The following is a 24111-nucleotide window of genomic DNA, read 5'->3' on the forward strand; positions in this document are numbered from 1 at the left end:
GCGGTCGGGAGGAGACCCATGTTCGACGAACGCTACAAGCTGGCTTTCAAAGCCTATCCGTACGAAAGGTCCGCAGATCAGGACGCGTCGATACCCGTGCGCCATCCGGTCGTTGTGATGGGCGGCGGTCCTATCGGCGTCGCCACCGCGCTTGATCTTGGGCGGCAGGGCATTCCGGTTGTCGTGCTGGACGACCACGAGGGTGTTGGCATGGGCAGCCGTGCCATCTGCTTTGCCAAACGCAGCCTCGAGATCGCGGACCGCTATGGCTGCGCGCAGCCGATGCTGGACAAAGGCGTGGTGTGGAACCTCGGCAAAGTGTTCCACGATGACCGCAAGGTGTTCGAGTTCAACCTGCTGCCTGAAGACGGCCACAAGTTTCCCGCCTTCATCAACATGCAGCAGCCGTATTTCGAACAGTTCATGATCGACGAAGTGCGCGCGTTGCAGGCGCAAGGCGCGCCGATCGAGATCCGAGGCAAGAACCGGGTCGAGAGTGTCGACGTGAAGGACGACCACACGGTCCTCAACATTCTCACGCCGGATGGGCCTTACACGATCGAAGCCGATTGGCTGATTGGCTGTGACGGTGCGAATTCTCCGTTACGGTCGATGATGGGCCTCGACTTCAAAGGTCGGGTCTTTCAGGACAGCTTCCTGATCGCAGACATCCGTATGATCAACGATAGCTTCCCAACCGAACGCTGGTTCTGGTTCGATCCGCCGTTCAAATCGGCAGGCGCGTCGACGCTCTTGCACAAGCAGCCGGACGATGTGTGGCGTGTCGATTTCCAGATCGGATGGGACGTGGACCGCGTCGAGGAGTTGAAGGAAGACAACATTCGCGCGCGGCTGGATGCGATGCTGGGGCCTGACGTCGAGTATGAGCTGGTCTGGTCATCAATTTACACGTTCCAGTGCATGCGGATGGACAAGTTCCGCCACGGGCATGTCATCTTCGCGGGAGATGCAGCGCATCAGGTGTCGCCATTTGGTGCGCGCGGGGCCAATTCGGGGATGCAGGACGTCGACAACCTTGGTTGGAAACTCGGCCTTGTGATCGCGGGGAAGGCGCCCGAGGCGCTACTTGACAGCTATGACCGCGAACGCATCCACGGGGCCGACGAGAACATCAGTAATTCCACCCGCTCTACCGATTTCATCACGCCGAAATCCGAGACGAGCCGCCTTTTCCGCGACGCGGTTCTGCACCTAAGCGAGAAATATGAGTTTGCGCGTCCGCTCGTAAATTCCGGTCGTTTGTCGGTGCCTTGCGTATACGATGGCTCGCCGCTCAATTCCGAGGATGGCCTGCCCGGTGGCCCGCTGCGCACACGCCCGGGTGCACCATGTCCCGATGCGCCCTTCCAAAGCGGGTATCTGCTTGACCATCTGGGGGACGAGTTCGTCCTGCTGGGGATCAATACATCGGTTCCATCGCAATTGGAGGATGGCGGCGTCGCGGTCAAAGGTTTCTCGGTCAGCGCGGCGGATGATACTGCAGGCCACATTGCGGGCCGCTACCTTGGGGATGCCGATACTGCGGTCTACCTCATCCGCCCGGATCAACATGTGGCGCTGCGCATGACCAAATTTGACGAGGCCACTGTTCGCGCCGGTCTCCGCCGCGCTCTGGCGAAGGAGGTTGACTGATGTCCGCGCTCAACCTGAAGCCCAATATCGATGGCCCTGACGATTTCTACGAAGACCTGCTTGCCATCCACGAAGGCAAATCGAAGGACGAGAGTGATGCCATAAATGCGCGGCTCGTTCTCATCCTTGCCAATCACATTGGAGACCGGGACGTATTGAAGGCGGCCCTTGAAGCTGCGGTCGCCTGAGCATTGCGGGCGCAGCCCCTGTCCCAAAACGGAGACGCCAGATGAATGACTTGAACATCCAACCGATGGTGCAGGCGGACGGAACCCTGACGACGCCGGGATACATGCCGGGCTTCGGCAACGACTTCGAGACCGAAGCTTTGCCGGGCGCGCTGCCACAAGGGATGAACAGCCCGCAGAAGTGCAACTACGGCCTCTACGGAGAGCAATTGAGCGGGACGGCATTCACCGCGCCGTCGCACCAGAACGAACGCACATGGTGCTACCGCATCCGTCCGTCGGTGAAGCATTCGCACCGCTATACCCGCATTGATCTGCCATACTGGAAATCCGCGCCGCATGTGGTCGAGGATGTGACAAGCCTTGGCCAGTACCGTTGGGATCCGGTGCCGTTCACCGAGGAGCCGCTGACGTGGCTGACTGGCATGCGCACGATGACGACGGCGGGCGACGTCAATACGCAGGTTGGCATGGCGAGCCATATCTATCTTGTCACCAAGAGCATGGTGGACAGCTATTTCTACTCGGCGGACAGCGAGCTTCTTGTCGTGCCGCAGGAGGGCAAGCTGCGCTTTGCGACGGAGTTGGGGATCATCGATCTGGAGCCGAAAGAGATCGCGATCCTCCCCCGTGGTCTGCTCTACCGCGTCGAAGTGCTCGACGGTCCGGCGCGCGGGTTCGTGTGCGAAAACTACGGTCAGAAATTCGAACTTCCGGGTCGTGGACCCATCGGGGCCAACTGCATGGCCAATCGGCGTGACTTCAAAACACCAGTTGCCGCGTTCGAGGATCGCGAGGTGCCGTCAACGGTCACGATCAAATGGTGCGGACAGTTCCACGAGACAAAGATCGGACACTCACCTCTCGATGTTGTCGCGTGGCACGGCAACTATGCACCGGTGAAGTACGACTTGCGGAACTACTGCCCGGTCGGCGCGATCCTGTTCGACCATCCCGACCCGTCGATCTTCACTGTCCTGACGGCGCCATCGGGACAAGCCGGCACCGCGAACATCGACTTCGTCCTGTTCCGCGAACGCTGGATGGTGATGGAGGACACGTTCCGCCCGCCCTGGTACCACAAGAACGTCATGTCCGAACTGATGGGCAACATCTACGGCCAATACGATGCCAAACCGCAGGGCTTTGTCCCCGGCGGGATGAGCTTGCACAACATGATGCTGCCGCACGGGCCGGATCGGGAGGCGTTCGAGAAAGCCTCAAACGCCAACCTCGGGCCCGACAAACTCGACAACACGATGTCCTTCATGTTCGAAACCCGCTTCCCGCAGCACCTGACAGCATTCGCTGGCAAGGAAGCACCTCTGCAGGACGATTACATCGACTGCTGGTCGGACCTCGAAAAGAAGTTCGACGGGACGCCCGGGAAGAAGTGATCTTGATGACGATGACTCTCAGGAAAGCCATTCAAGGCGCGTCTTCATGACAGGTCGCCTCGACTCCTGGGTCGCGTCTGCCAATACGCCCGAGACGGACTTTCCGCTCAACAATCTGCCATATGGCACGATGCGTCACGAAAGCGGTCAGTTGCACGCCTGCGTGGCGATTGGAGATCAGGCCCTCGACGTGACCGCGATGGCCAAAGACGGTTTTCTGGACCTGCCGGAAGAGGTGTTTCGAAGCGGTGTGTGGAACGATTTCATGGCGCTTGGTCCGAAGACGTGGCAGTCGTTTCGAGACTACCTGTCCGGGGCTCTAAGCGCTGGCTCCGATCAGAAGGAGAGGCTCGCCCCCTATCTTTCGCCACTGGAGACAGCACGGCTGGAACTGCCTTTTACGGTCACCGAATACACCGATTTCTACTCCTCTCGCCATCATGCGTTCAACGTCGGCAGTCTCTTCCGAGGTCCGGAAAACGCCCTGCCGCCCAACTGGCTGCACATGCCTATCGGATACAACGGTCGTGCGTCTTCCGTCGTCGTCAGCGGTACCGATATCGTTCGACCGCATGGACAGCTGAAACGCCCGGACGAGGAGATGCCGGTCTTCGCCCCGTCGGAGCGGTTTGATTTCGAACTGGAGCTGGGCGCGATTGTCGGGCAACCGTCATCGGGCCCTGTGTCTGTGCAACAGGCCGATGACATGATTTTCGGCTACGTGCTTCTAAACGACTGGTCCGCGCGAGACATCCAGGCGTGGGAATACCAACCGCTTGGCCCGTTTCAGGCCAAGGCGACGGCGACCACGATCAGCCCGTGGATTGTTACCAAAGACGCGCTTGAGCCGTTTCGCACCTCCACACCCGCGCGTGAGAAGGCGCTTCTTCCGCACCTTCGGGATGCTGGTCCGATGCTTTATGACATCAAGTTGGAAGTTGGCCTTGCACCGATGGCGCGAGCGGAGACCGTGATCTCACGCACAAACTACAGCCAGATGTATTATTCGGCGGCGCAACAGCTTGCGCATCACGCTTCAAGCGGGTGCCCGATGCGGGTCGGAGACCTGCTTGGGTCGGGTACGATCTCGGGGCCGAGGGAGGACAGCCGCGGTAGTCTGCTCGAGTTGAGCTGGTCTGGCCAGCAGCCGCTGAGCCTGACAACGGGCGAAACGCGCACGTTTCTGGAAGACGGGGATACGGTCACCTTGCGGGGCGCAGCGGTTGCTGCAGACCACCGCATCGGGTTCGGTGAGTGCAGGGGCACTTTGCGGCCGGCCCGGGCCTGACGCGCGCGCCGGTTTCCGCATCCACGTCGACTTTGACAGCGCGGGTGCGGTTTTTGGAAACGTCCCTACGGTCTCCACACCGTGCTTTGACTGACCCGGGTGATGCTCGTAGCGAGTGTTTCGAATTCGCTGCGGATGTGGTTGCGGACACGATTGGCGGCTGGACTGAGTTTGAGACCGTCGTGGCGCAGAACACCCAAGTGACGGTCGGGATCACCGATGCGGATCGAGAGTGCGCTCACCGCGCGCTGCTGGCGCATCATGAAGACCACAGAGAAGGGAAGGACCGTCAAAGCGTCCGATCCGGTCAGGATGCTCACCGTCGCGCTGAGTGATCCGCCCGTGAAGCTCACTTTGAAGTCCTTGATGCCGATCTCCTTTAGGACGTTGCGAAGGTCCTGGTAGAGCGGGCTGTCAGCGGGAGGCGCGATCCAGGGGTATTGACCAATATCCGTCAGCTTCACCGCGCTGCGGCGGGCAAGTGGGTGACCGGCGCGGCAGGCGATGACATTCCGACCGGGCAGAATCTGCTCGAATGAAAAGCCCTGTGGGATCGATGACGCCCGCATCGGGAGGATCGCAAGGTCCAGTGACCCATCCTCCAGACGCGGCAGAAGATCATTGGCGTAGCCGTAGATCTGGTCGATCCTCACATCCGGATGTTTGAAGTGAAAGGCGGCGATCATGCCTGAGATGACGCCGTCCAGAAAAAATGGGGTGCCGCCGACACGCACGGCGCCCGTCATGCCGCCTTGATAACGGGACAGGATATCGGCGCTCGCCTTGCCCGCCAAAAAGACTTTCCGGCCCTCGGCAGCCAGCGCTTGTCCGAGTTCTGTCGGGCGCAAGGGTCGCCGATCAGGTTCGAATAGCGCGGCACCCACCCTGTCTTCGAGGATCGCCAAAGACCGGCTGAGACTGGGTTGCGATTTGCCCAGTAGGGCCGCGCCTTCGGTAAGTCCGCCCTTTTCGACAATCGCAAAAAGCATCTCAAGGTGTCGCGGATCGAGTTTCATAACGCAGCGTTATAAAGACCGCCCATAATTCGATCAATACGCAACGTGCGTGATGCAATGCTGACGGTCAGCGAAAGGAATCACGACGTGTTGGATAGCGACATTCAGGGCATCGATCAGACCGTCGCCTTCGGGGCTGGCCTCCGCCATCACGTGCGGAAATATGCGGCCCAAGCTGGCGCGATACGCGTTCTGATCCTGACGACGCCGCATCAATCGGACCTTGGGCTGGAACTGGCCGAGACCCTTGGCGGCTCCGCGGCCGGGATCTTCTCAAAGGCCGCGATGCACACGCCAACGGATATCACGGAAGAGGCGTTGCAGCACCTCAATGAGGCCGGCGCGGATGCGGTTCTTTCTGCCGGAGGCGGCTCTACCATTGGTCTTGGAAAAGCACTCGCCTTGCGCGCTCCGCTGGTCCAGATCGCCCTTCCGACGACCTACGCCGGAAGCGAATGCACACCGATCCTTGGCCAGACCGAAAACGGTGTGAAGTCCACGATGAGTGACCCGAAGCTGCGGCCAGACGTGGTGCTTTACGACCCCGAACTGGTCACAACTTTGCCAGTGCCGATGACTGTCACCAGCGCGATCAACGCGATGGCGCACGCGGTCGAGGCGCTTTACGCCAAGGATCGCACTGAGGCCACAGATGCGCTTGCGGTGCAGGGATTGAAGGCGTTTCACGAGGGTTTGCCAGCGGTTCTGGAAGATCCGTCGGATTTGCACGCGCGTGAAGAGACGCAGAAAGGCGCGTGGGCCTGTGGAACCGTGTTGGGTCAAGTGGGAATGGCCTTGCACCACAAGCTTTGCCACACTTTAGGCGGCGCTCTGAACCTGCCGCATGCCGAAACCCATGCCATCATTCTTCCGCACGCCACATCCTATAACTGGCCCGCTGCACAGACGGAGCTGGCACCCGTTGCCAAGATGTTCGGTGCCGAAGAGCCGGGTGAGGCGCTATGGAATTTCGCCACGTCACTTGGCGCGCCGACGTCTTTGCAGGCGCTTGGCGTTGCCGAAACAGACCTCGACAGAGTGGCGGCCTTGGCCGCGCAAAACCCGTACTGGAATCCGCGAGACATCACGCAAGACGGCATCCGGGCCCTGCTGCAGCGCGCATGGGACGGCACTGCGCCACAGCCCTGAGCATCAGAACATCGTTTGGGAGGACGAGACATGATCACAAGACGCAATCTACTGAAGACATCAAGCGCAGCAGGTTTCACGCTTGCCGCGAGCGGTTTGGCCGCCCCGGCGATTGCGCAGGGGGCGAAGATCAGGCTCGGTTATGTCAGTCCTCAATCGGGTCCGCTCGCCGCGTTTTCCGAGGCCGATCAGTACATCCTGAACGGATTTGCAAATTCAGAAGTGGGCGCAAATTTTGAAGTGATCGTCAAGGACAGCCAGTCCAATCCGAACCGCGCTGCGGATGTGGCAGGCGAGCTAATCGTGGATGACGAGATTGACATGATGCTTGTCGCTTCGACGCCCGAGACTACCAACCCCGTCACGACCACATGTGAAGCCGAGGAAGTGCCCTGCATTTCGACGGTCGCACCTTGGCAGCCCTGGTTTATCGGACAGCAAGGCAACCCGGGCGATCCGTCAAGCTGGGAGCGGTTCTACTATTCCTACCACTTCTTCTGGGGGCTTGAGGACATCATCGGGGTCTTCACGGCCATGTGGAATCAGCTCGACACCAACAAATCCGTTGGGGCGCTCTACCCGAACGATGGCGACGGCAATGCGTGGGGCGACCCGGTCGTTGGCTTCCCGCCGGTGCTGGCGGATCAGGGCTATACGCTGTCCGATCCCGGGCGGTACCAGAACCTGACCGACGACTTCTCTGCGCAAATCAACGCCTTCAAACAAAGCAATGTGGAGATTGTCACAGGCGTGCCGATCCCGCCGGATTTCACCACCTTCTGGACGCAGGCCAAGCAGCAGGGCTTCACACCCAAGGCGGCCTCCATCGGGAAGGCGATCCTCTTCCCTCAGGCGGTCGAAGCGTTGGGCGACACCGGTCATAACCTCAGTTCCGAGGTGTGGTGGTCTCCGTCTCACCCGTTCAATTCGTCTCTCACCGGCGAAAGCTCTGCTGACTTGGCCGGCGGTTTCACCGCGGCAACCGGGCGGCAATGGACCCAACCGATTGGATTTGTTCACGCGCTGTTTGAAATGGCGGCGGATGTGATGGGGCGGGTCACGGACTCCGGCGATGCGGACGCCGTCGCCGAAGCGATTGCGGCGTCGCAGCTGGAAAGCATTGTGGGTCGGATTGCATTCGATGGTGCAGGTCTGCCACCTTTCGCCGCTGCCAATGTCGCCAAGACACCGCTCGTCGGCGGCCAATGGCGGCTGCGCGACGGTGGTGGCTATGACCTTGTCATCGTTGACAATTCGAGTGCGCCAAACATCCCGACGGGTGGAGCAATGGAAGAAATCAGCTGATCGAGCTCCCAAGCGGCCGGGGCGGTTCTAGGGCCGTCCCGGGCACCCTTCCATTGGCAAAAGAAGTCTCCTGACATGTCGATCCTATCCCTCAAAACCGTCTCTAAGAGCTTTGGGTCCCTGAAGGTCACTGACGATGTGAGCTTTGAGGTGCCCGAGGGACAGGCGTTGGGCATTATCGGCCCGAACGGTGCGGGAAAGTCGACGCTGTTCAACCTGATCACCGGAAACCTGACAGCTGATGCAGGCACAATCCGGTTCCAGGATCAGGACGTCACGCGCGTTCCTGCGATGCAGCGCTGCTTTGCCGGTGTGGGCCGGTCGTTCCAGATCCCGCAGCCGTTCGATCACCTGACGGTGTTTGAGAACTTGCTCGTCGCGGCGTCGCATGGCCGGGCCTTGGACGAACACGAGGTCGAGGCCGATTGCGCGCGGATCCTGGAGCAGACGGAGCTTCTGCCTGTGGCCAACAAACCCGCTGGTGGTTTGTCGCTCTTGCAACGCAAGCGGCTGGAAATGGCGCGCGCGCTCGCGACCGATCCGAAACTCCTTCTGCTGGACGAGATCGCGGGCGGGCTGACGGACGCGGAATGCGTGGCGTTGATCGACACGATCAGATCGGTTCACGCGCGCGGCGTAACGATCATCTGGATCGAGCACGTCTTGCACGCGCTGACCAGCGTGGTTGAACGGCTTCTCGTGCTCGATTTTGGCAAGATCATCGGAATTGGCGATCCCGAAGACATCATGTCCCGTCCGGAAGTCAAAGAGATCTATCTGGGGATCGAGGTCTGATGGCGCTTCTCGAGACATCCGGCCTCACGGCGCATTACGGCGATTTCCAAGCCCTGTTCGGCGTGGATATTCGCCTGGAGCAGGGTGAGACCGTCGCGATCATCGGCGCGAATGGGGCGGGCAAGACGACGCTGATGCGGTCGCTCTCTGGTGTGCTGCAAAACGCACCAGACATGATCCGGCTGGATGGCACCGCGATCGGAGGCCTGAGTGCGGAAGACGTCATGCCGCTCGGCCTTGCGATGGTTCCGGAAGGACGACGGCTTTTTCCGTCGCTTTCCGTGGAAGAGAACCTCCTGATCGGCACCTACGGTCGCAAGGTCGACGGCCATTGGACGCTTGAGACGATCTACGACCTGTTTCCAATCCTGAGGGAGCGCAGGAACAGTCCGGGCACGGCGCTCTCCGGGGGGCAGCAGCAGATGGTGGCCATTGGACGGGCACTGATGTCGAACCCGAAAGTGCTTCTTTGCGATGAAATCAGCCTTGGCCTTGCGCCTGTGGTCATCAAGGACATCTACGCTGCGGTTCCGAAAATCCAGGAAAGCGGTGCGAGCCTGATCGTGGTGGAGCAGGATATCGGTCAGGCGATGAAAGTGGCCGACCGTGTCTACTGCATGATGGAAGGTCGCGTCACGCTCGAAGGCACGCCAGACACGCTCAGCCGCGATGACATTCACAACGCCTATTTTGGAGTGAGCGCATGATCTGGGTCGACACCGTTGTCCAGGGTGTGCTGCTTGGTGGGCTATACGCGCTTTTTGCGGCCGGGCTGAGCCTTGTTTTTGGCATCATGCGGCTGGTCAACCTCGCGCATGGCGATCTGATCGTGATGGCGGCGTATCTTATCCTAGTGCTTGTCACTGTCCTTGGACTGCCACCGTTTCTGGCCGCTGCGGTTGCGGCACCCGTCATGTTCGGCATTGGGTGGGTGCTGCAGAAATACCTTCTCAACCGCACCTTGGGGTCGGATATCCTGCCGCCGCTGCTGGTCACGTTCGGTCTGTCGATTGCACTGCAAAACGCCCTGCTCGAAGGGTTTTCGGCAGACAGCCAGCGGTTGCCGACGGGGGCGATTTCGACAAGTTCGCTCGAGATCGGCGCGCTGAATATTGGTGTCCTCCCGTTGCTGACCTTCGCGTCGGCGATTGCGGTCATCATTGGTTTGAACCAGCTCTTCTATCGCACATCCCTTGGACGGGCGTTCCGCGCGACGTCCGATGACCCGGTCACCGCAAGCCTGATGGGGATCAAGCCCGGGCACGTCTTCGCCACAGCCACCGCTATCGCAATGCTCGTCGTCACATTGGCCGCGCTGTATCTGGGGATGCGAGCGAACTTCGATCCGAACATTGGCCCCGCGCGCCTGATCTATGCATTTCAGGCTGTCATCATAGGAGGGTTGGGCAGCCTATGGGGTACGCTTGCGGGAGGCGTCATCATCGGTGTTTCGCAAACCATCGGCGCGGCGATCAATCCGGAGTGGCAGATCCTCGCGGGGCATGTCGCGTTCCTGCTTGTGCTTCTCGTCCGCCCGCGCGGCCTCTTTCCTAGGGCCGTTGACTGATGAGCGATATATCCACCACGCCACGCTACGTCGTCACGACCCACACCACCGCGTCACGGATCGCCGCGACGGGTGCGGTCATCCTGTTTCTCGTGCTCGTCATGGTGCCCTTCTTTGCCGGACGCGGCTTGATCCAGGACCTCTTCTTCATCCTGACCATGCTGGTTCTGGCGCAATTCTGGAACCTCTTGGCGGGTTACGGCGGACTTGTCAGCATCGGCCAACAGGCGTTTGTGGGCATGGGGGCCTACGCGATGTTCGGCGGCGTCATCCTTGCCGGAATGGATCCGATCCCGGCAATCCTGCTTGGCGGCGTCGCAGCGTTCCTCGTGGCGATTCCGACGGCCTTTTTCGCGTTCCGTCTTCAAGGACCGTATTTCGCCATCGGCACCTGGGTCATCGCCGAGGTCATGCGGCTTATCATGGCGCAGGTGAAAGCGCTGGGCGGTGGCACCGGCACGTCCTTGCCACGCAGCGCAACGCGCGAGATGTGGGCGACGGAATGGATCGCAGGGATGCTCGACGTGCGCAATTCGGCGGCGCGGGACATCCTGACGTATTGGCTCGCGCTGCTTTTGGCGGCGGCGACGATTGCGGGCATCTATTGGCTCTTGCGGTCGAAGCGCGGTCTTGCGCTGTCGGCGGTGCGCGACAACCCGGAGGCGGCCAAGTCGGTGGGCGTCGATGCTGGGCGGATGAAGTGGTTGGTCTTTCTCACGTCTGCCTTCGGCACCGGATTGGCGGGCGCATTGATCTACGTCCAGAAGGCGCGGATCAGTCCCGATGCGGCGTTCAGCGTGACCGATTGGACAGCTTATGTGCTTTTCATCGTCATCATCGGCGGGATTGGCACCATCGAAGGGCCGATCATCGGCGTGATTATCTTCTTCCTGCTGCAAGCGCTGCTTGCCGATTACGGAACGTGGTACCTGTTCACGCTTGGCATCATCGGGATCGTCGTGATGCTTTTTGCCCCACGAGGCGTGTGGGGCCTGATTTCAGACAAGACCGGAATTCAGCTCTTCCCCGTCCGGCGGCGGTTGAGCGGTGGAACGCTTGGAGAGGAGTAAGACATGGCTGAGATTGAAACAGACGTTCTGATTATCGGGACGGGACCTGCCGGGTCTGTGACAGCGGCGCTCCTGTCGTCCTATGGCATCGAAAACATGGCGATCAACCGCTATCGCTGGCTCGCCAACACACCGCGGGCGCATATCACCAACCAGCGCACCATGGAGGTGCTGCGGGACCTCGGCAAGGAGGTCGAGGCCGAAGCGTACATGCACGCCGCCCATCAGGACCTCATGGGCGAGAACGTCTTTTGTGAAAGCCTTGCCGGGGAAGAGATCGGGCGGATGAAAAGCTGGGGCAATCATCCGCTGTCCAAGGCGGAACACCTGCTTTCAAGCCCGACGATGATGAATGACCTGCCACAGACGTTCATGGAACCGATCCTGTTCGGCACCGCATGCCGACGCGGGACACAGGCGCGCATGTCGACGGAATATCTCAGTCACGAACAGGACGCCGAAGGCGTGACCACAACCTGCCGGGATCGCCTGTCCGGTCGAGATTTTACCATCCGGTCAAAATTCCTCGTCGGCGCTGATGGCGGCAACTCGCTTGTGGCAGAGCAGGCGGGCCTTCCTTTCGAAGGTCAGATGGGTGTTGGCGGGTCGATGAACATCGTCTTCCGCGCCGATCTGTCCAAATATGTCGCACACCGCCCGTCCGTTCTCTACTGGGTCATGCAACCCGGTTCGGATGTGGGCGGTATTGGCATGGGTCTTGTCCGGATGGTGCGCCCTTGGAACGAGTGGCTGATCGTCTGGGGATACGACATCAACGAACCGGCGCCCGTCGTCGATGAAGCCATGGCAACTCAGGTGGCCCGGCAGCTTGTCGGAGATCCGGAACTGGAGATCGAACTCCTCAGCGCCAACACCTGGACTGTAAACAACATGTACGCGACCCACATGCAGAAGGATCGTGTGTTCATCATGGGCGATGCTGCACACCGGCATCCACCGTCGAACGGGCTTGGATCGAATACATCCATACAAGATGGGTTCAACCTCGCCTGGAAATTCGCGGCGGTGATCAAGGGGCAGGCGGATCAGAGCCTCCTCGACACGTACTCGGTCGAGCGTGCGCCCGTGGCCAAGCAAATCGTCACCCGGGCCAACCAGTCGATTGGTGAATTCGGACCGATCTTCGAGAGCCTGGGCATGACAGGCGGCACCGACCACGAAAAAATCCAGGCCAACATGGATGCGCGCTGCGACGCGGGTCCCGAAGCCGAGAAGCAGCGGGAAGCGATCCGCGAGGCGATTGCGTTCAAGAAGTACGAATTCGACGCCCACGGTGTCGAGATGAACCAGCGCTACAAATCGGACGCTGTGGTCACCGACGGACAGATGGAACCCGCTTTCGAACTGGATGCGGAATTGCATTATCAGCCCACCACATGGCCCGGAGCGCGGATTCCGCATGTCTGGGTGTTCGAACACGACACTGGCGACAAGCATTCGACGCTCGATCTTTGCGGGCAGGGGCAATTTACCATCCTGACCGGTATCGGTGGTGAAGCGTGGGAGCGAGCCGCAAAAACGGTCGGCGCTGAGTTCAGCTTGCCAATCCGGGTGCATATCATTGGCCCCCGCAGGCCGTTCGTCGATCACACCGGTGACTGGGCTCGCGCACGGGAAATTGGGGATACCGGGTGCCTTCTTGTCCGCCCCGACCAACACGTGGCGTGGCGCGCCGAAGAGATGGTGGGCGACCCCGAAGGCGAATTGCGCCGGGTCTTGGCCTCTGTCCTCGGGCGCAGCGACGCCTCAGCGATTGCAGCGGAGTAAGAGCAATGGTGGCACCACACGAAAGCGGATATTTCACCGAAGAGAACAGCGCAGACGTCGTTGCGGCGCGCAATGCAAATGCGGAAAACGAACGGCTGCGGGATTGCGTGAACATCCTCGTCAAGCACATCCACGCTGCCGTGAAGGAGATGGAGCCGTCGCAGGAGGAGTGGTTCAAGACCATCATGTTCCTGACGGAGACGGGTCACATGTGCAACGACTGGCGACAGGAATTCATTTTGCTGTCGGACGTGATGGGCGTGTCGATGCTTGTCGATGCGATCAACAACCGCAAACCGTCCGGGGCCTCCGAAAGCACCGTGCTTGGTCCGTTCCACGTGGAGGATGCTCCCGAGCTTCCGATGGGCACCAATATCTGTCTCGACGGGAAAGGCGAACCGATGCTGGTGCGCGGCCGTATCTTGGATGTCGACGGAAATCCGATCAGCGGCACCAAGATCGACGTCTGGCAGGCCAACGACGAGGGCTTCTACGACGTGCAGCAGAAGGGCATTCAGCCGGACTTCAACTTGCGCGGCGTGTTCCGTACAGGCGCGGATGGCAGTTATCATTTCAAGGCAGTGAAGCCCAAATTCTATCCGATCCCCGATGACGGACCGGTCGGCAAACTGCTTCGGTCGCTCGGGCGTCACCCCTACCGACCGGCGCATTTCCACTACATCCTGGAAGCTGATGGTTTCGAAAGCCTGACGACCCACATCTTCGACCCCGCCGACCCCTACATCCACTCCGATGCCGTGTTCGGCGTCAAAGAAAGCCTCATGGCGAAATTCGAACTGATCGACGACCAAGCGGCCATCGCCGAAGCCGGCTTCGGCGGTCCATTCTACCTCGTCGAACACGACTTCGTACTGGCCAAGGAGGGTTGATGCGGCTCTCACCAACTTGGCGATTTGAGGCACCGACGGTGACTTGACCTGAGTCATTTTAACATTTCCCTCCGACGCGCACACTGCTCGCGGGAGGAGAGACCAATGACACAGGATAGCGATACTCTCGCGTCAGGTGTCGGAGAGTATGCCGACACCGGTGCCGCACCTAAGACTTCCAACACAAGTGACGACCCTTGGGAGGGTGCTCGAAATCTGATTGACGGGTGGCAGGGCGGGATCAACATCGCGCACGAAGCGTTGGATCGTCATGTCGCTCAAGGCCACGGAGATCAAATCGCGATTAGATGGCTCGGAAAAGATGGCTCCAAGCAGGACCTAAGCTATTCTGACCTCAGTGAGTTGGCGTCGCGCTTTGCCCACGTGTTGACGGCGCACGGGCTTTCAAAGGGTGATAGCGTCTTTGCCCTGATGGGGCGCGTCCCAGAGCTATATGCAACCGCGCTGGGCACGCTAAAAGCTGGGTTGATCTTCACGCCGCTTTTTTCGGCCTTTGGTCCAGAACCGATCCGCACCCGTATGGAGATTGGTGACGCGAAGGTGCTTGTGACAACGGCGTCTATCTACAAGCGAAAGATCGCCAAATGGCGGTCGGAAATTCCCACGTTGCAGCTTGTTCTGATTGTTGGCGAAGGTGCCCCTGACGATTGCGTGGCACTCGGGCCTTCTATGGCCGCCGCCAATCCGACATTCGAAACGGTGAAGACCGCACCGGAAGATCCGGCGCTCATCCACTTTACATCGGGCACAACCGGAAAACCGAAAGGAGCCGTGCATGTCCATAACGCTGTGATCTATCACGCGTTCTCCGGCTCTTACGCGCTGCGCCTGACGCCTGGTACGATCTACTGGTGCACTGCCGATCCGGGTTGGGTCACCGGCACGACCTACGGCATTATTTCGCCCTTGGTGAATCGTGTGACTATGATAGTTGACGAAGCGGAGTTCGATCTCGATCGCTGGTACAGCATTATTGAAAAAGAACGCGTCGAGGTCTGGTACTCCGCGCCAACGGCAATTCGGATGATGATGCGCGCGGGTAACGAGGCGGCCGCAAATTACGATTTCTCGTCACTCGACTTCCTTGCCAGTGTTGGTGAGCCGTTGAACCCCGAAGCTGTCATTTGGAGTCAGGAAGTCTTTGGACAGCCGTTCCACGACAATTGGTGGCAAACCGAAACCGGCGGGATCATGATTGCCAATAGACCTGGTGCCGAGGTGCGGCCCGGTTCCATGGGCAAACCTTTGCCCGGGATCGAAGCGGCCATTGTGTCCGAGACCGAAGACGGATTCGCGGAACTTGGTGACGGGGAAATCGGCGAGCTGGCCTTGCGGCCAGGATGGCCGTCTATGATGCGCGCGTATTTGAACGAAGCGGCGCGTTACCAGAAGTGCTTCAAGGATGGCTGGTACCTCTCAGGCGACCTCGCGATGCGGGATACAGAAGGGTATTTCTGGTTCGTCGGTCGAGCCGATGATTTGATCAAGACCTCTGGTCATCTGATCGGTCCTTTCGAAGTCGAAAGTGTTTTGATCGAACACGAAGCAGTGGCCGAAGCTGGCGTAATCGGCGTTCCAGATGAGACCGCTGGCGAACGTGTCAAAGCATATGTCACGCTCAACCCTGGATTTGATCCTGATGACGCGTTGGAACAGTCCATCCGTGGCCACGCACGCAAGAAGCTTGGGCCTGCTGTCGCCCCAAGGCAGATTGTCTTCCGCAACACACTGCCCAAAACGCGATCCGGAAAAATCATGCGACGGCTGCTGAAGGCGCGAGAGTTGGGGCTTCCGGAAGGTGACATTTCCACGTTGGAGACCGATGAGACATGACCGTGATCGATAAACCCCATCTCGACCGGACGCATGTCCTGGACCTGCTGGCTCACATGATCCGTGTCCGGAAATTCGAAGACAAGTGTGCCGAGCTGTACACTCAGGAGAAAATCCGAGGTTTCCTTCACCTATACGACGGGGAAGAAGCGATTGCGGCGGGCGTGATCCCGGTTCTGCGTGACACGGATCGGATCGTCGCCACGTACCGCGAACACGGTCATGCACTTGTTCGGGGCGTACCGATGACAACCGTCATGGCCGAAATGTATGGCAAGGCGGAGGGGTGTTCCGGCGGTCGTGGCGGTTCGATGCATCTCTTTGATGCCGATACCGAATTCTACGGTGGCAATGCGATTGTCGGTGGTGGATTACCGCTCGCCGGCGGGCTTGCACTTGCCGACAAAATGACCGGCGAAGACCGCGTGACGGCCTGTTTCTTCGGCGATGGCGCGGTGGCAGAAGGGGAGTTTCATGAGACCCTCAATCTCGCCGAATTATGGGATTTGCCGGTCCTCTTCATCTGCGAGAATAACGGCTATGCCATGGGCACGGCAATATCGCGATACGAGTCTCAGACAGACATTCGTGCCAAAGCCGCATCCTACAATATCGTTTCCGAGGCGATAGACGGCATGGACGTGGTCACAGTCGAAGCGGCGACCCGAAGGGCATTGGCGACGATACGAGAGACGGGACGTCCGTATTTCCTCGAATGCAAGACGTACAGGTTCAGGGCGCATTCAATGTTCGACGCCCAGCTTTATCGCGAGAAGGCCGAGATCGAGACCTGGCGCGAAAAAGGGCCTATCGTGAGATTTCAAGGCTGGCTTCTCGACAACGAATTGATCCACGACAGTGATGTGCAAGACATCGAGGCGCGTATCGATGCTGAAATCGCCGAGGCGGTCGACTATGCCGAAGCGGGAACTTGGGAGCCGGTCGAGGATCTGACAAAACACGTTCTCGGTCCGCAGAACTCCGCAGTCGAACCGATCGCACCTTCTGGTGAAATGGTCGAGACCACCTATCGCGAGGCCGTCAAGCAGGCCATTCGGGATGCCATGATCCGCGATGATCGCGTGTTTCTGATGGGCGAAGATGTGGGTGCCTACGGTGGCTGCTACGCGGTCACCAAGGGTCTTATGGAGGAGTTCGGGGAGGATCGCATCCGTGACACGCCTCTATCAGAGTCCGGTTTTACGGGCGCAGGCATCGGTGCCGCTGCAGCGGGGCTGCGACCGATCGTTGAGTTGATGACAGTGAATTTTTCGCTTCTGGCATTGGACCAGATCATGAATACGGCGGCCACTATTCGCCATATGTCGGGAGGACAATTCGGAGTCCCGCTTGTCATTCGAATGGCGACAGGTGCCGGAAAGCAACTCGCGGCCCAACATTCGCACAGCCTCGAGGGCTGGTACGCCCATATCCCTGGATTGAAAGTACTGGCGCCCGCTACTGTTGAGGATGCCCGCGGCATGCTCTGGTCTGCGCTGGAAGATCCCGATCCAGTTCTGATCTTTGAGAACGTGATGCTCTACAATCGTACGGGGCTGATTGATGCCAATGCCGGTGCAGTCGATATTTCCCGCGCGTGTGTGAGGCGCGAAGGGACTGATGTCAGCCTCATCACCTACGGCGGATCGCTTTTCAAGACACTGGAGGCTGCCGAAGCCTTGGAAGCGGATGGGATCAATGCCGAAGTCGTCGACTTGCGTACGCTGCGGCCACTCGATGACGCGACAATCATGGCGTCAGTCGCCAAGACGCGGCGCGCGGTGATTATCGACGAAGGCTGGCGAAGCGGATCCTTGGCCGCAGAAATCTCAGCGCGGATAATGGAGCAAAACCTCTGGTCGTTGGATGGACCCGTGGGTCGGGTTTGCGCCGAGGAGGTCCCCATCCCGTATCCAAAGCACTTAGAAGACGCTGCAATCCCCCAAGTGCCTTCGATCATCATGGCAGCCAAGGCTCAGTTGGGGCGTTGAGATGAGTGTTTTTAGAATGCCTTCTCTTGGCGCTGACATGGAAGCGGGCACGCTGGTTGAATGGAGTGTCAAACCGGGAGACACCGTTAAGCGCGGCGACATCGTTGCAGTTGTTGAAACTCAGAAGGGCGCGATCGAAATCGAGACATTCGAAGAAGGCATCGTCGCAGAACTGAAGGCGGAATTGGGACGAGAACTTCCCGTCGGTGCTCCACTCGCGGTCATTCTGAAGCAGGGTGAAGAGGCCATCTTGGAAGCGGGTAGTGAGAAACCACACGTCGAGCCTCCGGCACCTCCGCAAGCGGAGAAACCAACACACACCGCTGCGCCGGCACCAGCGCTCGCTTCGGCTCCCTTGGCCTCGCCGGCAGCGCGCGTTCGAGCGCATGAACTGGGTATTGATCTAGCGACCCTAGCAGGCAGCGGACCTGGCGGGGTCATCGTGTTGGGGGATGTTGAAGGCACGGTGGCGCCAAGAGAACCGAAGACCAAGAAGCAAAAATCCTCAGGTTCGCCTTTTGAAGAAATGCGCAAAGCCATTGCCGCCGCAATGACCCGGTCGAAACAGACAATCCCGCATTTCTACCTGTCCGAAACGATTGATGTGGAGGCCGCGATCCGCTTTCTTGAAGCCCGAAACGCGACGCTCTCACCCGACAGGCGCATGCTTCTAGGAGCGCTGTTCGTTCGTGCCACGGCTCTCGCAGCCGCGAAGGTTCCGGTTATGAATGGTCACTACACGGACGAAGAGGGGTTCAAGCCTTCTAAGATCGTGAATCCTGGAATTGCAGTTGCACTTCGCGGTGGCGGCTTGGTCGCGCCGGCCTTGATGGACGTAGCCACCATGACGCTTGAAGATACGATGTCCGGAATGCGCGACCTTGTTGCAAGGGCACGCGCTGGGCGGCTGCGGAGTTCGGAGATGACGATGGGAACCATCACAATCTCAAGCTTGGGGGAAACGGGTGCCGAAGAAATGACGGGTGTCATCTTTCCACCGCAAGTGGCACTTGTCGGTCTTGGTGCGCCGCATTTGAGACCTTGGGTTGTCGATGGAGAAGTCGTCCCAAGACATGTGGTGACGTTGACGGTGTCTGCTGATCACAGGGTCAGTGATGGCCGTCAGGTCGCGCGCTTCATCGCAGCATTTGAAGATGCCGTGCAATCGCCGGAGGGATTATGACAGAAAAAGACTATGGTGCGATCTTCCTTGAAGAATTGATACGTGTCGCGCCCGATATCGAAGCCGCCGATGTTAGTCCTGAAGATCATATCCAAGACGATCTCGAACTCGATTCCATGGATGTGCTCAATCTCGTTACCGCGCTGCACGAGCGGCTAGGCATAGACATTCCGGAGAAAGATTATCCAGAAATCTCAACCCCTGCACGCGCTGCAGCGTATCTTGAACGCGCCGTATAAAGTAGCGGTCTGCAGACCTCAGGAATTGTCCACAACCTATTGATCAGACCCAGTGTAAGCGCTGGTCGCTTTAGCTTTGTGAGAGAAGTGTCAGAGTCTTGCATTGGGCATTTTCAATATGCGCTTTCATGTCCCGTGCCGCCGTCTCCACATCATCCCGCATTAATGCATCGATGACTTTCTCATGCTCCTCCCATGATGTCGAAGAGGCGACGCCCTGGCGCAGGACGACGCCCATTGATCGTCGGATGTGGTGCCAGTTTGTGCGCATGGATTCCAAGATGGTGGAATTGCCAGACCATCGGTAAATCATCGTGTGAAATTCGAAATCGACCTCGATCTGAGTTCGTGCATCCCGTGATTTCACCGCGTCCCAGCCGCGCTTCAGCATGGCCTGCGCCTGCTGTGCGGCGTCCGGGGGTTTGCGTTCATGGGCAAGGCGGACCGCGAATGGCTCAACTGCGCTTCGGAATTCGTAGATCGACAGGAAATGATCGACGCTGATCTGTGAGACGACCACACCGCGGCGTCCGGTATCTTCGACGAATCCGTTCGCCTTGAGAACCGATATCGCGCTGTTGACCGGCTGGCGCGACACCTTGAGTCGTGCCGCGATATCATCCTGGTTCAATCGCTCGCCCGGTTCGAATTCTCCTGAACATATCGCATTCAGCAGAATGTCATGGGTTTGTTCCGTCAGCGATTTTGGCTGCTCGATTGCGTCCATCAACGGCCTCCCTGATCGCAACTCTGATCATCATTTTCTCGTTGGTTCTAGACTCAATGTCACATTTCGTATACGAAATTCGACAGTCTCACATCAGACGAATGGGAGGTACCGATGTGTGAAGTTTTCGCGGGACAGGATCCCGAACGATACACCTGCACGACGCGGCGCCTTCGTCTGAATGGCCAAAGCACGTCGATTCGACTCGAGAACGCGTTCTGGCGAACACTCGACGACATTGCTGCGCGCGATGGGGTGACAACACCGATTTTCATCTCGACACTGCACTCCGAAGTGCTGGAGCGCCGTGGCGAGCCGTCCAATTTTACGTCCCTCCTGCGCTGTGCGTGCCTGAAATTCATGGAACTTTCTGACACCCGTCACGCCTCGGCAATCGCGGCCGAGTAAGGCGAAAGATATCCGCGAAAAAACTGCGCGGGTAGTAAAGGCATACTACCCGGTCGCTTTTGACCCTCGCTACCCTGCCATCAACGACACTTGATTGCAGGAGCGCACTTTGGCCAAGCAAATCCATTCGATGATCCGGGTTCTTGATGAGGACCGGTCGGTTCAGTTCTACGACACGGCGTTCGGCCTGAAAGTTGCGGACCGGCTCGATTTTCCGGATTTCACACTGATCTATCTCAGCAATCCGGAAACCGAGTTCGAGCTTGAACTGACCGTGAACAAAGGCCAGTCGGAGCCATACGATCTGGGCAACGGATATGGCCATCTTGCCGTTTCGGTTGCCGATCTCGATGCAGAACATGCGCGCTTCGAAGCCGCAGGCTTGTCTCCAAGAAAACTCGTGGAATTCGCACCCGCAGGTGACGTCATCGCGCGGTTTTTCTTCGTGGCCGACCCTGACGGGTACCAGATCGAGGTGCTCGAGCGCGGTGGCCGTTTCAAATGACATCACAGGGAGGAACAGCGATGTCCGATACAGCAAATCCCAAAGGGATGACGCGACGCCAGTTGTTGTCGCGCGCAACCGCCGCGGGCGCATCATTTGTCGTTGGCGCAGGCTTCTTGGCAGCGCCGAACGGAGCCTGGGCAATGGAAACCGCGGCGCTACAGCCGGAAACCATGGCGACGCTCGTGCAGATGGCACGCGATATCTATCCGCACGATCAGGTGGCCGACGAGTACTATGTGCTTGCAGTGAAGGGCTACGACACCGCCGACGCGGCAGACGCTATCGAGGCGGGGATCGCAGCGTTGGACGCTGCGGCGCAGGGCAAAGGCTTTGATAGCTACCTCGCCATCGGATGGGAGCGCGATCGCGTCGATATCCTGCGCGGCATGGAGGATAGCGCTTTCTTCCAGCAGATCCGCGGCGGTCTGGTGACGGGCCTTTACAACCAGAAAGCGGTCTGGCCGATCTTTGGCTACGAGGGCGAGAGCTTTAGCCAGGGCGGCTATATCGACCGCGGTTTCAACGACATCAACTGGCTTTGAGCCATAAGGGAGGACAGACTTATGGCAGCTCCATTTGATCTGAACGACGACAACGTGGTCGTCATCATCGGCACCGGTGCGGGCGGCGGTGTGCTGGCCAATGAGTTGGCCCAGAAAGGCGTAAGCGTCGTCGCGCTGGAAGCGGGCGGTCGCCATCTGCCCGAGGATTTCATCAACGACGAGTGGGAAAGCTTTGGTCAGCTTGCCTGGCTCGACCCGCGCACGACGTCGGGCGACTGGCGCGTGGCGAAGGACTTTTCCGGTCTTCCCGCATGGATCGTGAAATCCGTTGGCGGCACGACACAGCATTGGGCGGGCGCGTCTCTGCGGTTCCAAGAGCATGAGTGGAAAGCCGCGACCACCTACGGCAACGTGCAGGGCGCGTCTTTACTCGACTGGCCGATCGACGCCGAAGAGATGGCACCGTGGTACACCAAGGCGGAAGACAAGCTGGGCGTGACCCGTACCGGCAATCGTCCCGGCCTTCCCGGTAGCAACAACTACCTCGTGTTCGAGAAAGGCGCCAAGGCGCTGGGCTATGACGAAGTTCACACCGGCCGCATGGCGATCCAGACGCGTGACGACGGCGACCGCATCCCCTGCCAGCAGACCGGCTTCTGCTTCCAGGGCTGCAAGTGGGGCGCGAAGTGGTCGGCGGGCTATGTCGACATCCCCGAAGGTGAAGCAACCGGCAATCTTGAAGTGCGGCCACAAAGCCACGTGGCGCGCATCCTGCATAACGATGCGGGGAAGGTCACAGGGGTCGAGTATTACGACGCGGATGGCACTCTGCAGATGCAGAAAGCGCGGATTGTCTGCGTTGCGGGCAACTCCTTCGAAAGCCCCCGTCTGCTTTTGAACTCGGCCTCGGCGATGTTCCCGGATGGTCTCGCCAACAGCTCGGGTCAGGTCGGGCGCAACTACATGCGGCACATGACCGGGTCCGTCTACGGTGTGTTCGACAAACCGGTGAAGATGTGGCGCGGCACGACGATGGCCGGCATCATTCAGGATGAAGCCAAGCATGATCCGTCGCGTGGCTTTGTCGGCGGCTACGAGTTAGAAACCCTGTCGCTGGGTCTGCCCTTTATGGCGGCTTTCCTTGATCCGGGTGGCTGGGGCCGCGAGTTCACCTCGGCGCTTGACCAGTACGAGAACATGGCTGGGATGTGGATTGTCGGCGAAGACATGCCACAGGAAACCAACCGCGTGACGCTGAACCATGACGTGAAGGATCAGTTCGGTCTGCCGGTGGCAAACGTACATTTCGACGACCATCCGAACGACATCGCGATGCGCAACCATGCCTACAAGCAGGGTCAGGCGATCTACGAGGCGGTGGGCGCAACCCGCACGTTCCCGACCCCGCCTTATCCGTCGACGCATAACCTTGGCACCAACCGGATGTCAGCAAATGCACGCGACGGGGTGGTCAACAAGTGGGGCCAGACGCATGACATTGCGAACCTGTTCATCTCGGACGGATCGCAATTCACCACAGGTGCTGCGGAAAACCCGACGCTCACCATCGTGGCGCTGGCCATCCGTCAGGCGGATCACATCGCCCGCGAAATGAGCGCGCAGAACATCTGAACCTCACGCGCCCCCGGCATCCACCGGGGGCGTGCGGCACGTGACGCCGGGCGCATTTCGCGATATGGCGTATCTCATATACAGCTTTAAGGGGGCGATCAGAGCGATGCTTGATCTTGGTAACCGCGTTTCGATTTACCAGCCTGAACAGGAAGGGCTGATCTTTCCTGAAATTCCGGAATTCGCGTCTTTGGCCGAAGAACGTCAGTATCGCAAAGAGCGCCTCGTCGCGGCCTGCCGCGCCTTCGCGCTTCAAGGGTTTGACTACGGCTTTGCCGGACACCTGACCGTGCGCGATCCGGAACGCCCAGAGCTCTACTGGACCAACCCGATGTGCGTGCATTTCGACAAGGTGAAGATGTCGAACCTGATCCTCGTCGATCATGAAGGCACCGTGATCGAAGGCGACTATGCCGTGAACCGCGCGGGTTTCGTGCTGCACGCCAACGTCCACGAAGAACATCCCGACATCATCGCCATGTGCCACGCGCACACCACCTATGGCACCGCATGGTGCGCAACGGGCCGACCGATCGACCCCATCACGCAGGACGCCTGCGCCTTCTTCGAAGATCACGTGGTCATAGGTGAACAGGGCGGGCAAGTCGCGGTTGAAAACCACGCAGGGTCGGACGTCGCAAAGGCATTCAAAGGCGTCAAAGCCGCGCTGCATCAGAACCACGGCTTGCTCACCGCCTCACGCCACTCCATCGACAGCGCCGCATTCTGGTTCATCGCCCTCGAACGATGCTGCCAGCAACAACTGGCAATCGCGGCCAGCGGGATCGACCCGATCCGCATCCCCGATGACCGCGCCCGCTACAGCCGTGAACACGTCGGCAGCGATTACATCGGGTGGCTTCACTTCCAGACGATCTGGAATCAGTTGACCGAAGATCAGCCCGATATGTTCGACTAATCGCATTGGCCAAACGGCTTGAAGGCGGGGTCAGTGTTGGG

23 protein-coding genes are annotated in these 24111 nt (G+C 59.3%); 21 read left to right on the top strand and 2 right to left on the bottom strand.

What is annotated here, in order from left to right:
* Window positions 1–18: 18 nt before the first annotated feature.
* Genes BUA42_RS00100 through fahA form a run of 4 tightly spaced genes read left to right on the top strand, consistent with a single transcriptional unit; the run spans window position 19 to window position 4526 of the window.
* Window positions 19–1653: an FAD-dependent oxidoreductase gene (locus tag BUA42_RS00100; RefSeq protein WP_072775690.1), complete on the top strand. Its 1635-nt coding sequence runs from the start codon at window positions 19–21 to the stop codon at window positions 1651–1653.
* Complete coding sequence (locus BUA42_RS00105) at window positions 1653–1841, top strand: DUF2783 domain-containing protein (protein WP_072775691.1); 189 nt, start codon at window positions 1653–1655, stop codon at window positions 1839–1841. Before BUA42_RS00100 ends, BUA42_RS00105 begins: the two co-directional genes overlap by 1 nt.
* A 41-nt stretch (window positions 1842–1882) precedes the next feature.
* The gene (gene hmgA, locus BUA42_RS00110; protein WP_072775692.1) at window positions 1883–3238 is read left to right on the top strand and encodes a homogentisate 1,2-dioxygenase; all 1356 of its coding nucleotides are present in this window, start codon (window positions 1883–1885) and stop codon (window positions 3236–3238) included.
* 46 nt (window positions 3239–3284) lie between these two features.
* Window positions 3285–4526, top strand: coding sequence for a fumarylacetoacetase (fahA, locus tag BUA42_RS00115; RefSeq protein ID WP_072775693.1), 1242 nt, complete (start codon window positions 3285–3287; stop codon window positions 4524–4526).
* 65 nt (window positions 4527–4591) lie between these two features.
* On the opposite strand, the gene BUA42_RS00120 is transcribed toward fahA, so the two are convergent.
* The gene (locus tag BUA42_RS00120; protein WP_072775694.1) at window positions 4592–5542 is read right to left on the bottom strand and encodes a LysR family transcriptional regulator; all 951 of its coding nucleotides are present in this window, start codon (window positions 5540–5542) and stop codon (window positions 4592–4594) included.
* An 87-nt stretch (window positions 5543–5629) separates the two neighbouring features.
* Between BUA42_RS00120 and BUA42_RS00125 the strand changes: the two genes are divergently transcribed.
* From BUA42_RS00125 to BUA42_RS00180, 12 genes are all read left to right on the top strand, one after another.
* Window positions 5630–6691: a maleylacetate reductase gene (locus BUA42_RS00125; RefSeq protein ID WP_072776652.1), complete on the top strand. Its 1062-nt coding sequence runs from the start codon at window positions 5630–5632 to the stop codon at window positions 6689–6691.
* A gap of 30 nt (window positions 6692–6721) precedes the next feature.
* On the top strand, window positions 6722–7996 hold the full coding sequence (locus BUA42_RS00130; protein ID WP_072775695.1) for an ABC transporter substrate-binding protein: 1275 nt from the start codon (window positions 6722–6724) through the stop codon (window positions 7994–7996).
* Window positions 7997–8071: 75 nt separating this feature from the next.
* The gene (locus BUA42_RS00135) at window positions 8072–8791 is read left to right on the top strand and encodes an ABC transporter ATP-binding protein (protein ID WP_072775696.1); all 720 of its coding nucleotides are present in this window, start codon (window positions 8072–8074) and stop codon (window positions 8789–8791) included.
* The gene (locus tag BUA42_RS00140) at window positions 8791–9498 is read left to right on the top strand and encodes an ABC transporter ATP-binding protein (protein WP_072775697.1); all 708 of its coding nucleotides are present in this window, start codon (window positions 8791–8793) and stop codon (window positions 9496–9498) included. Before BUA42_RS00135 ends, BUA42_RS00140 begins: the two co-directional genes overlap by 1 nt.
* Entirely contained in the window at window positions 9495–10358 is an 864-nt protein-coding gene (locus tag BUA42_RS00145) for a branched-chain amino acid ABC transporter permease (RefSeq protein ID WP_072775698.1), read from the top strand. The genes BUA42_RS00140 and BUA42_RS00145 overlap by 4 nt, the downstream gene beginning before the upstream one ends.
* Complete coding sequence (locus tag BUA42_RS00150) at window positions 10358–11428, top strand: branched-chain amino acid ABC transporter permease (protein WP_072775699.1); 1071 nt, start codon at window positions 10358–10360, stop codon at window positions 11426–11428. The genes BUA42_RS00145 and BUA42_RS00150 overlap by 1 nt, the downstream gene beginning before the upstream one ends.
* 3 nt (window positions 11429–11431) lie before the next feature.
* Window positions 11432–13216 (top strand): FAD-dependent oxidoreductase, encoded by a 1785-nt coding sequence (locus BUA42_RS00155; RefSeq protein WP_072775700.1) that lies wholly within the window; start codon window positions 11432–11434, stop codon window positions 13214–13216.
* 5 nt (window positions 13217–13221) lie between these two features.
* A complete protein-coding gene (locus BUA42_RS00160; RefSeq protein WP_072775701.1) occupies window positions 13222–14106 on the top strand; it encodes an intradiol ring-cleavage dioxygenase in 885 nt (294 codons plus the stop codon).
* 105 nt (window positions 14107–14211) lie between these two features.
* Window positions 14212–15960, top strand: a complete 1749-nt coding sequence (gene acsA / locus BUA42_RS00165) for an acetate--CoA ligase (RefSeq protein ID WP_084066045.1) — start codon at window positions 14212–14214, stop codon at window positions 15958–15960.
* Window positions 15957–17951, top strand: a complete 1995-nt coding sequence (gene pdhA / locus BUA42_RS00170; RefSeq protein ID WP_072775702.1) for a pyruvate dehydrogenase (acetyl-transferring) E1 component subunit alpha — start codon at window positions 15957–15959, stop codon at window positions 17949–17951. The genes acsA and pdhA overlap by 4 nt, the downstream gene beginning before the upstream one ends.
* A gap of 16 nt (window positions 17952–17967) precedes the next feature.
* A complete protein-coding gene (locus BUA42_RS00175) occupies window positions 17968–19134 on the top strand; it encodes a dihydrolipoamide acetyltransferase family protein (protein WP_281249769.1) in 1167 nt (388 codons plus the stop codon).
* Window positions 19131–19373 (top strand): acyl carrier protein, encoded by a 243-nt coding sequence (locus BUA42_RS00180; protein ID WP_072775704.1) that lies wholly within the window; start codon window positions 19131–19133, stop codon window positions 19371–19373. The genes BUA42_RS00175 and BUA42_RS00180 overlap by 4 nt, the downstream gene beginning before the upstream one ends.
* A 70-nt stretch (window positions 19374–19443) precedes the next feature.
* Here BUA42_RS00180 and BUA42_RS00185 read toward each other — a convergent pair whose 3' ends face one another.
* The gene (locus BUA42_RS00185; protein WP_072775705.1) at window positions 19444–20100 is read right to left on the bottom strand and encodes a GntR family transcriptional regulator; all 657 of its coding nucleotides are present in this window, start codon (window positions 20098–20100) and stop codon (window positions 19444–19446) included.
* A 114-nt stretch (window positions 20101–20214) separates the two neighbouring features.
* On the opposite strand from BUA42_RS00185, the gene BUA42_RS00190 reads away from it, so the two are divergent.
* The 5 genes from BUA42_RS00190 (at window position 20215) to BUA42_RS00210 (ending at window position 24070) form a co-directional block, all read left to right on the top strand.
* Window positions 20215–20508: a ribbon-helix-helix domain-containing protein gene (locus BUA42_RS00190; protein WP_072775706.1), complete on the top strand. Its 294-nt coding sequence runs from the start codon at window positions 20215–20217 to the stop codon at window positions 20506–20508.
* Window positions 20509–20617: 109 nt separating this feature from the next.
* A complete protein-coding gene (locus tag BUA42_RS00195; RefSeq protein ID WP_072775707.1) occupies window positions 20618–21013 on the top strand; it encodes a VOC family protein in 396 nt (131 codons plus the stop codon).
* Between the two features lie 20 nt (window positions 21014–21033).
* On the top strand, window positions 21034–21558 hold the full coding sequence (locus BUA42_RS00200; protein ID WP_072775708.1) for a twin-arginine translocation signal domain-containing protein: 525 nt from the start codon (window positions 21034–21036) through the stop codon (window positions 21556–21558).
* A 21-nt stretch (window positions 21559–21579) separates the two neighbouring features.
* Window positions 21580–23151, top strand: a complete 1572-nt coding sequence (locus tag BUA42_RS00205; protein WP_072775709.1) for a GMC family oxidoreductase — start codon at window positions 21580–21582, stop codon at window positions 23149–23151.
* Window positions 23152–23257: 106 nt separating this feature from the next.
* Window positions 23258–24070, top strand: coding sequence for a class II aldolase/adducin family protein (locus BUA42_RS00210; RefSeq protein WP_072776654.1), 813 nt, complete (start codon window positions 23258–23260; stop codon window positions 24068–24070).
* Window positions 24071–24111 lie beyond the last annotated feature (41 nt).

Origin of the sequence: Marivita hallyeonensis (assembly GCF_900129875.1) — a bacterium.
GTDB classification, from domain to species: domain Bacteria; phylum Pseudomonadota; class Alphaproteobacteria; order Rhodobacterales; family Rhodobacteraceae; genus Marivita; species Marivita hallyeonensis.

Bases quoted from the DNA above. Each gene is read 5' to 3' on its own strand.
- BUA42_RS00100 (WP_072775690.1), top strand. From the start codon at position 19: ATGTTCGACGAACGCTACAAGCTGGCTTTCAAAGCCTATCCGTACGAA.
- BUA42_RS00105 (WP_072775691.1), top strand. From the start codon at position 1,653: ATGTCCGCGCTCAACCTGAAGCCCAATATCGATGGCCCTGACGATTTC.
- hmgA (WP_072775692.1), top strand. From the start codon at position 1,883: ATGAATGACTTGAACATCCAACCGATGGTGCAGGCGGACGGAACCCTG.
- fahA (WP_072775693.1), top strand. From the start codon at position 3,285: ATGACAGGTCGCCTCGACTCCTGGGTCGCGTCTGCCAATACGCCCGAG.
- BUA42_RS00120 (WP_072775694.1), bottom strand. From the start codon at position 5,542: ATGAAACTCGATCCGCGACACCTTGAGATGCTTTTTGCGATTGTCGAA.
- BUA42_RS00130 (WP_072775695.1), top strand. From the start codon at position 6,722: ATGATCACAAGACGCAATCTACTGAAGACATCAAGCGCAGCAGGTTTC.
- BUA42_RS00135 (WP_072775696.1), top strand. From the start codon at position 8,072: ATGTCGATCCTATCCCTCAAAACCGTCTCTAAGAGCTTTGGGTCCCTG.
- BUA42_RS00140 (WP_072775697.1), top strand. From the start codon at position 8,791: ATGGCGCTTCTCGAGACATCCGGCCTCACGGCGCATTACGGCGATTTC.
- BUA42_RS00145 (WP_072775698.1), top strand. From the start codon at position 9,495: ATGATCTGGGTCGACACCGTTGTCCAGGGTGTGCTGCTTGGTGGGCTA.
- BUA42_RS00150 (WP_072775699.1), top strand. From the start codon at position 10,358: ATGAGCGATATATCCACCACGCCACGCTACGTCGTCACGACCCACACC.
- BUA42_RS00155 (WP_072775700.1), top strand. From the start codon at position 11,432: ATGGCTGAGATTGAAACAGACGTTCTGATTATCGGGACGGGACCTGCC.
- BUA42_RS00160 (WP_072775701.1), top strand. From the start codon at position 13,222: ATGGTGGCACCACACGAAAGCGGATATTTCACCGAAGAGAACAGCGCA.
- acsA (WP_084066045.1), top strand. From the start codon at position 14,212: ATGACACAGGATAGCGATACTCTCGCGTCAGGTGTCGGAGAGTATGCC.
- pdhA (WP_072775702.1), top strand. From the start codon at position 15,957: ATGACCGTGATCGATAAACCCCATCTCGACCGGACGCATGTCCTGGAC.
- BUA42_RS00175 (WP_281249769.1), top strand. From the start codon at position 17,968: ATGCCTTCTCTTGGCGCTGACATGGAAGCGGGCACGCTGGTTGAATGG.
- BUA42_RS00180 (WP_072775704.1), top strand. From the start codon at position 19,131: ATGACAGAAAAAGACTATGGTGCGATCTTCCTTGAAGAATTGATACGT.
- BUA42_RS00185 (WP_072775705.1), bottom strand. From the start codon at position 20,100: ATGGACGCAATCGAGCAGCCAAAATCGCTGACGGAACAAACCCATGAC.
- BUA42_RS00190 (WP_072775706.1), top strand. From the start codon at position 20,215: ATGTGTGAAGTTTTCGCGGGACAGGATCCCGAACGATACACCTGCACG.
- BUA42_RS00200 (WP_072775708.1), top strand. From the start codon at position 21,034: ATGTCCGATACAGCAAATCCCAAAGGGATGACGCGACGCCAGTTGTTG.
- BUA42_RS00205 (WP_072775709.1), top strand. From the start codon at position 21,580: ATGGCAGCTCCATTTGATCTGAACGACGACAACGTGGTCGTCATCATC.
- BUA42_RS00210 (WP_072776654.1), top strand. From the start codon at position 23,258: ATGCTTGATCTTGGTAACCGCGTTTCGATTTACCAGCCTGAACAGGAA.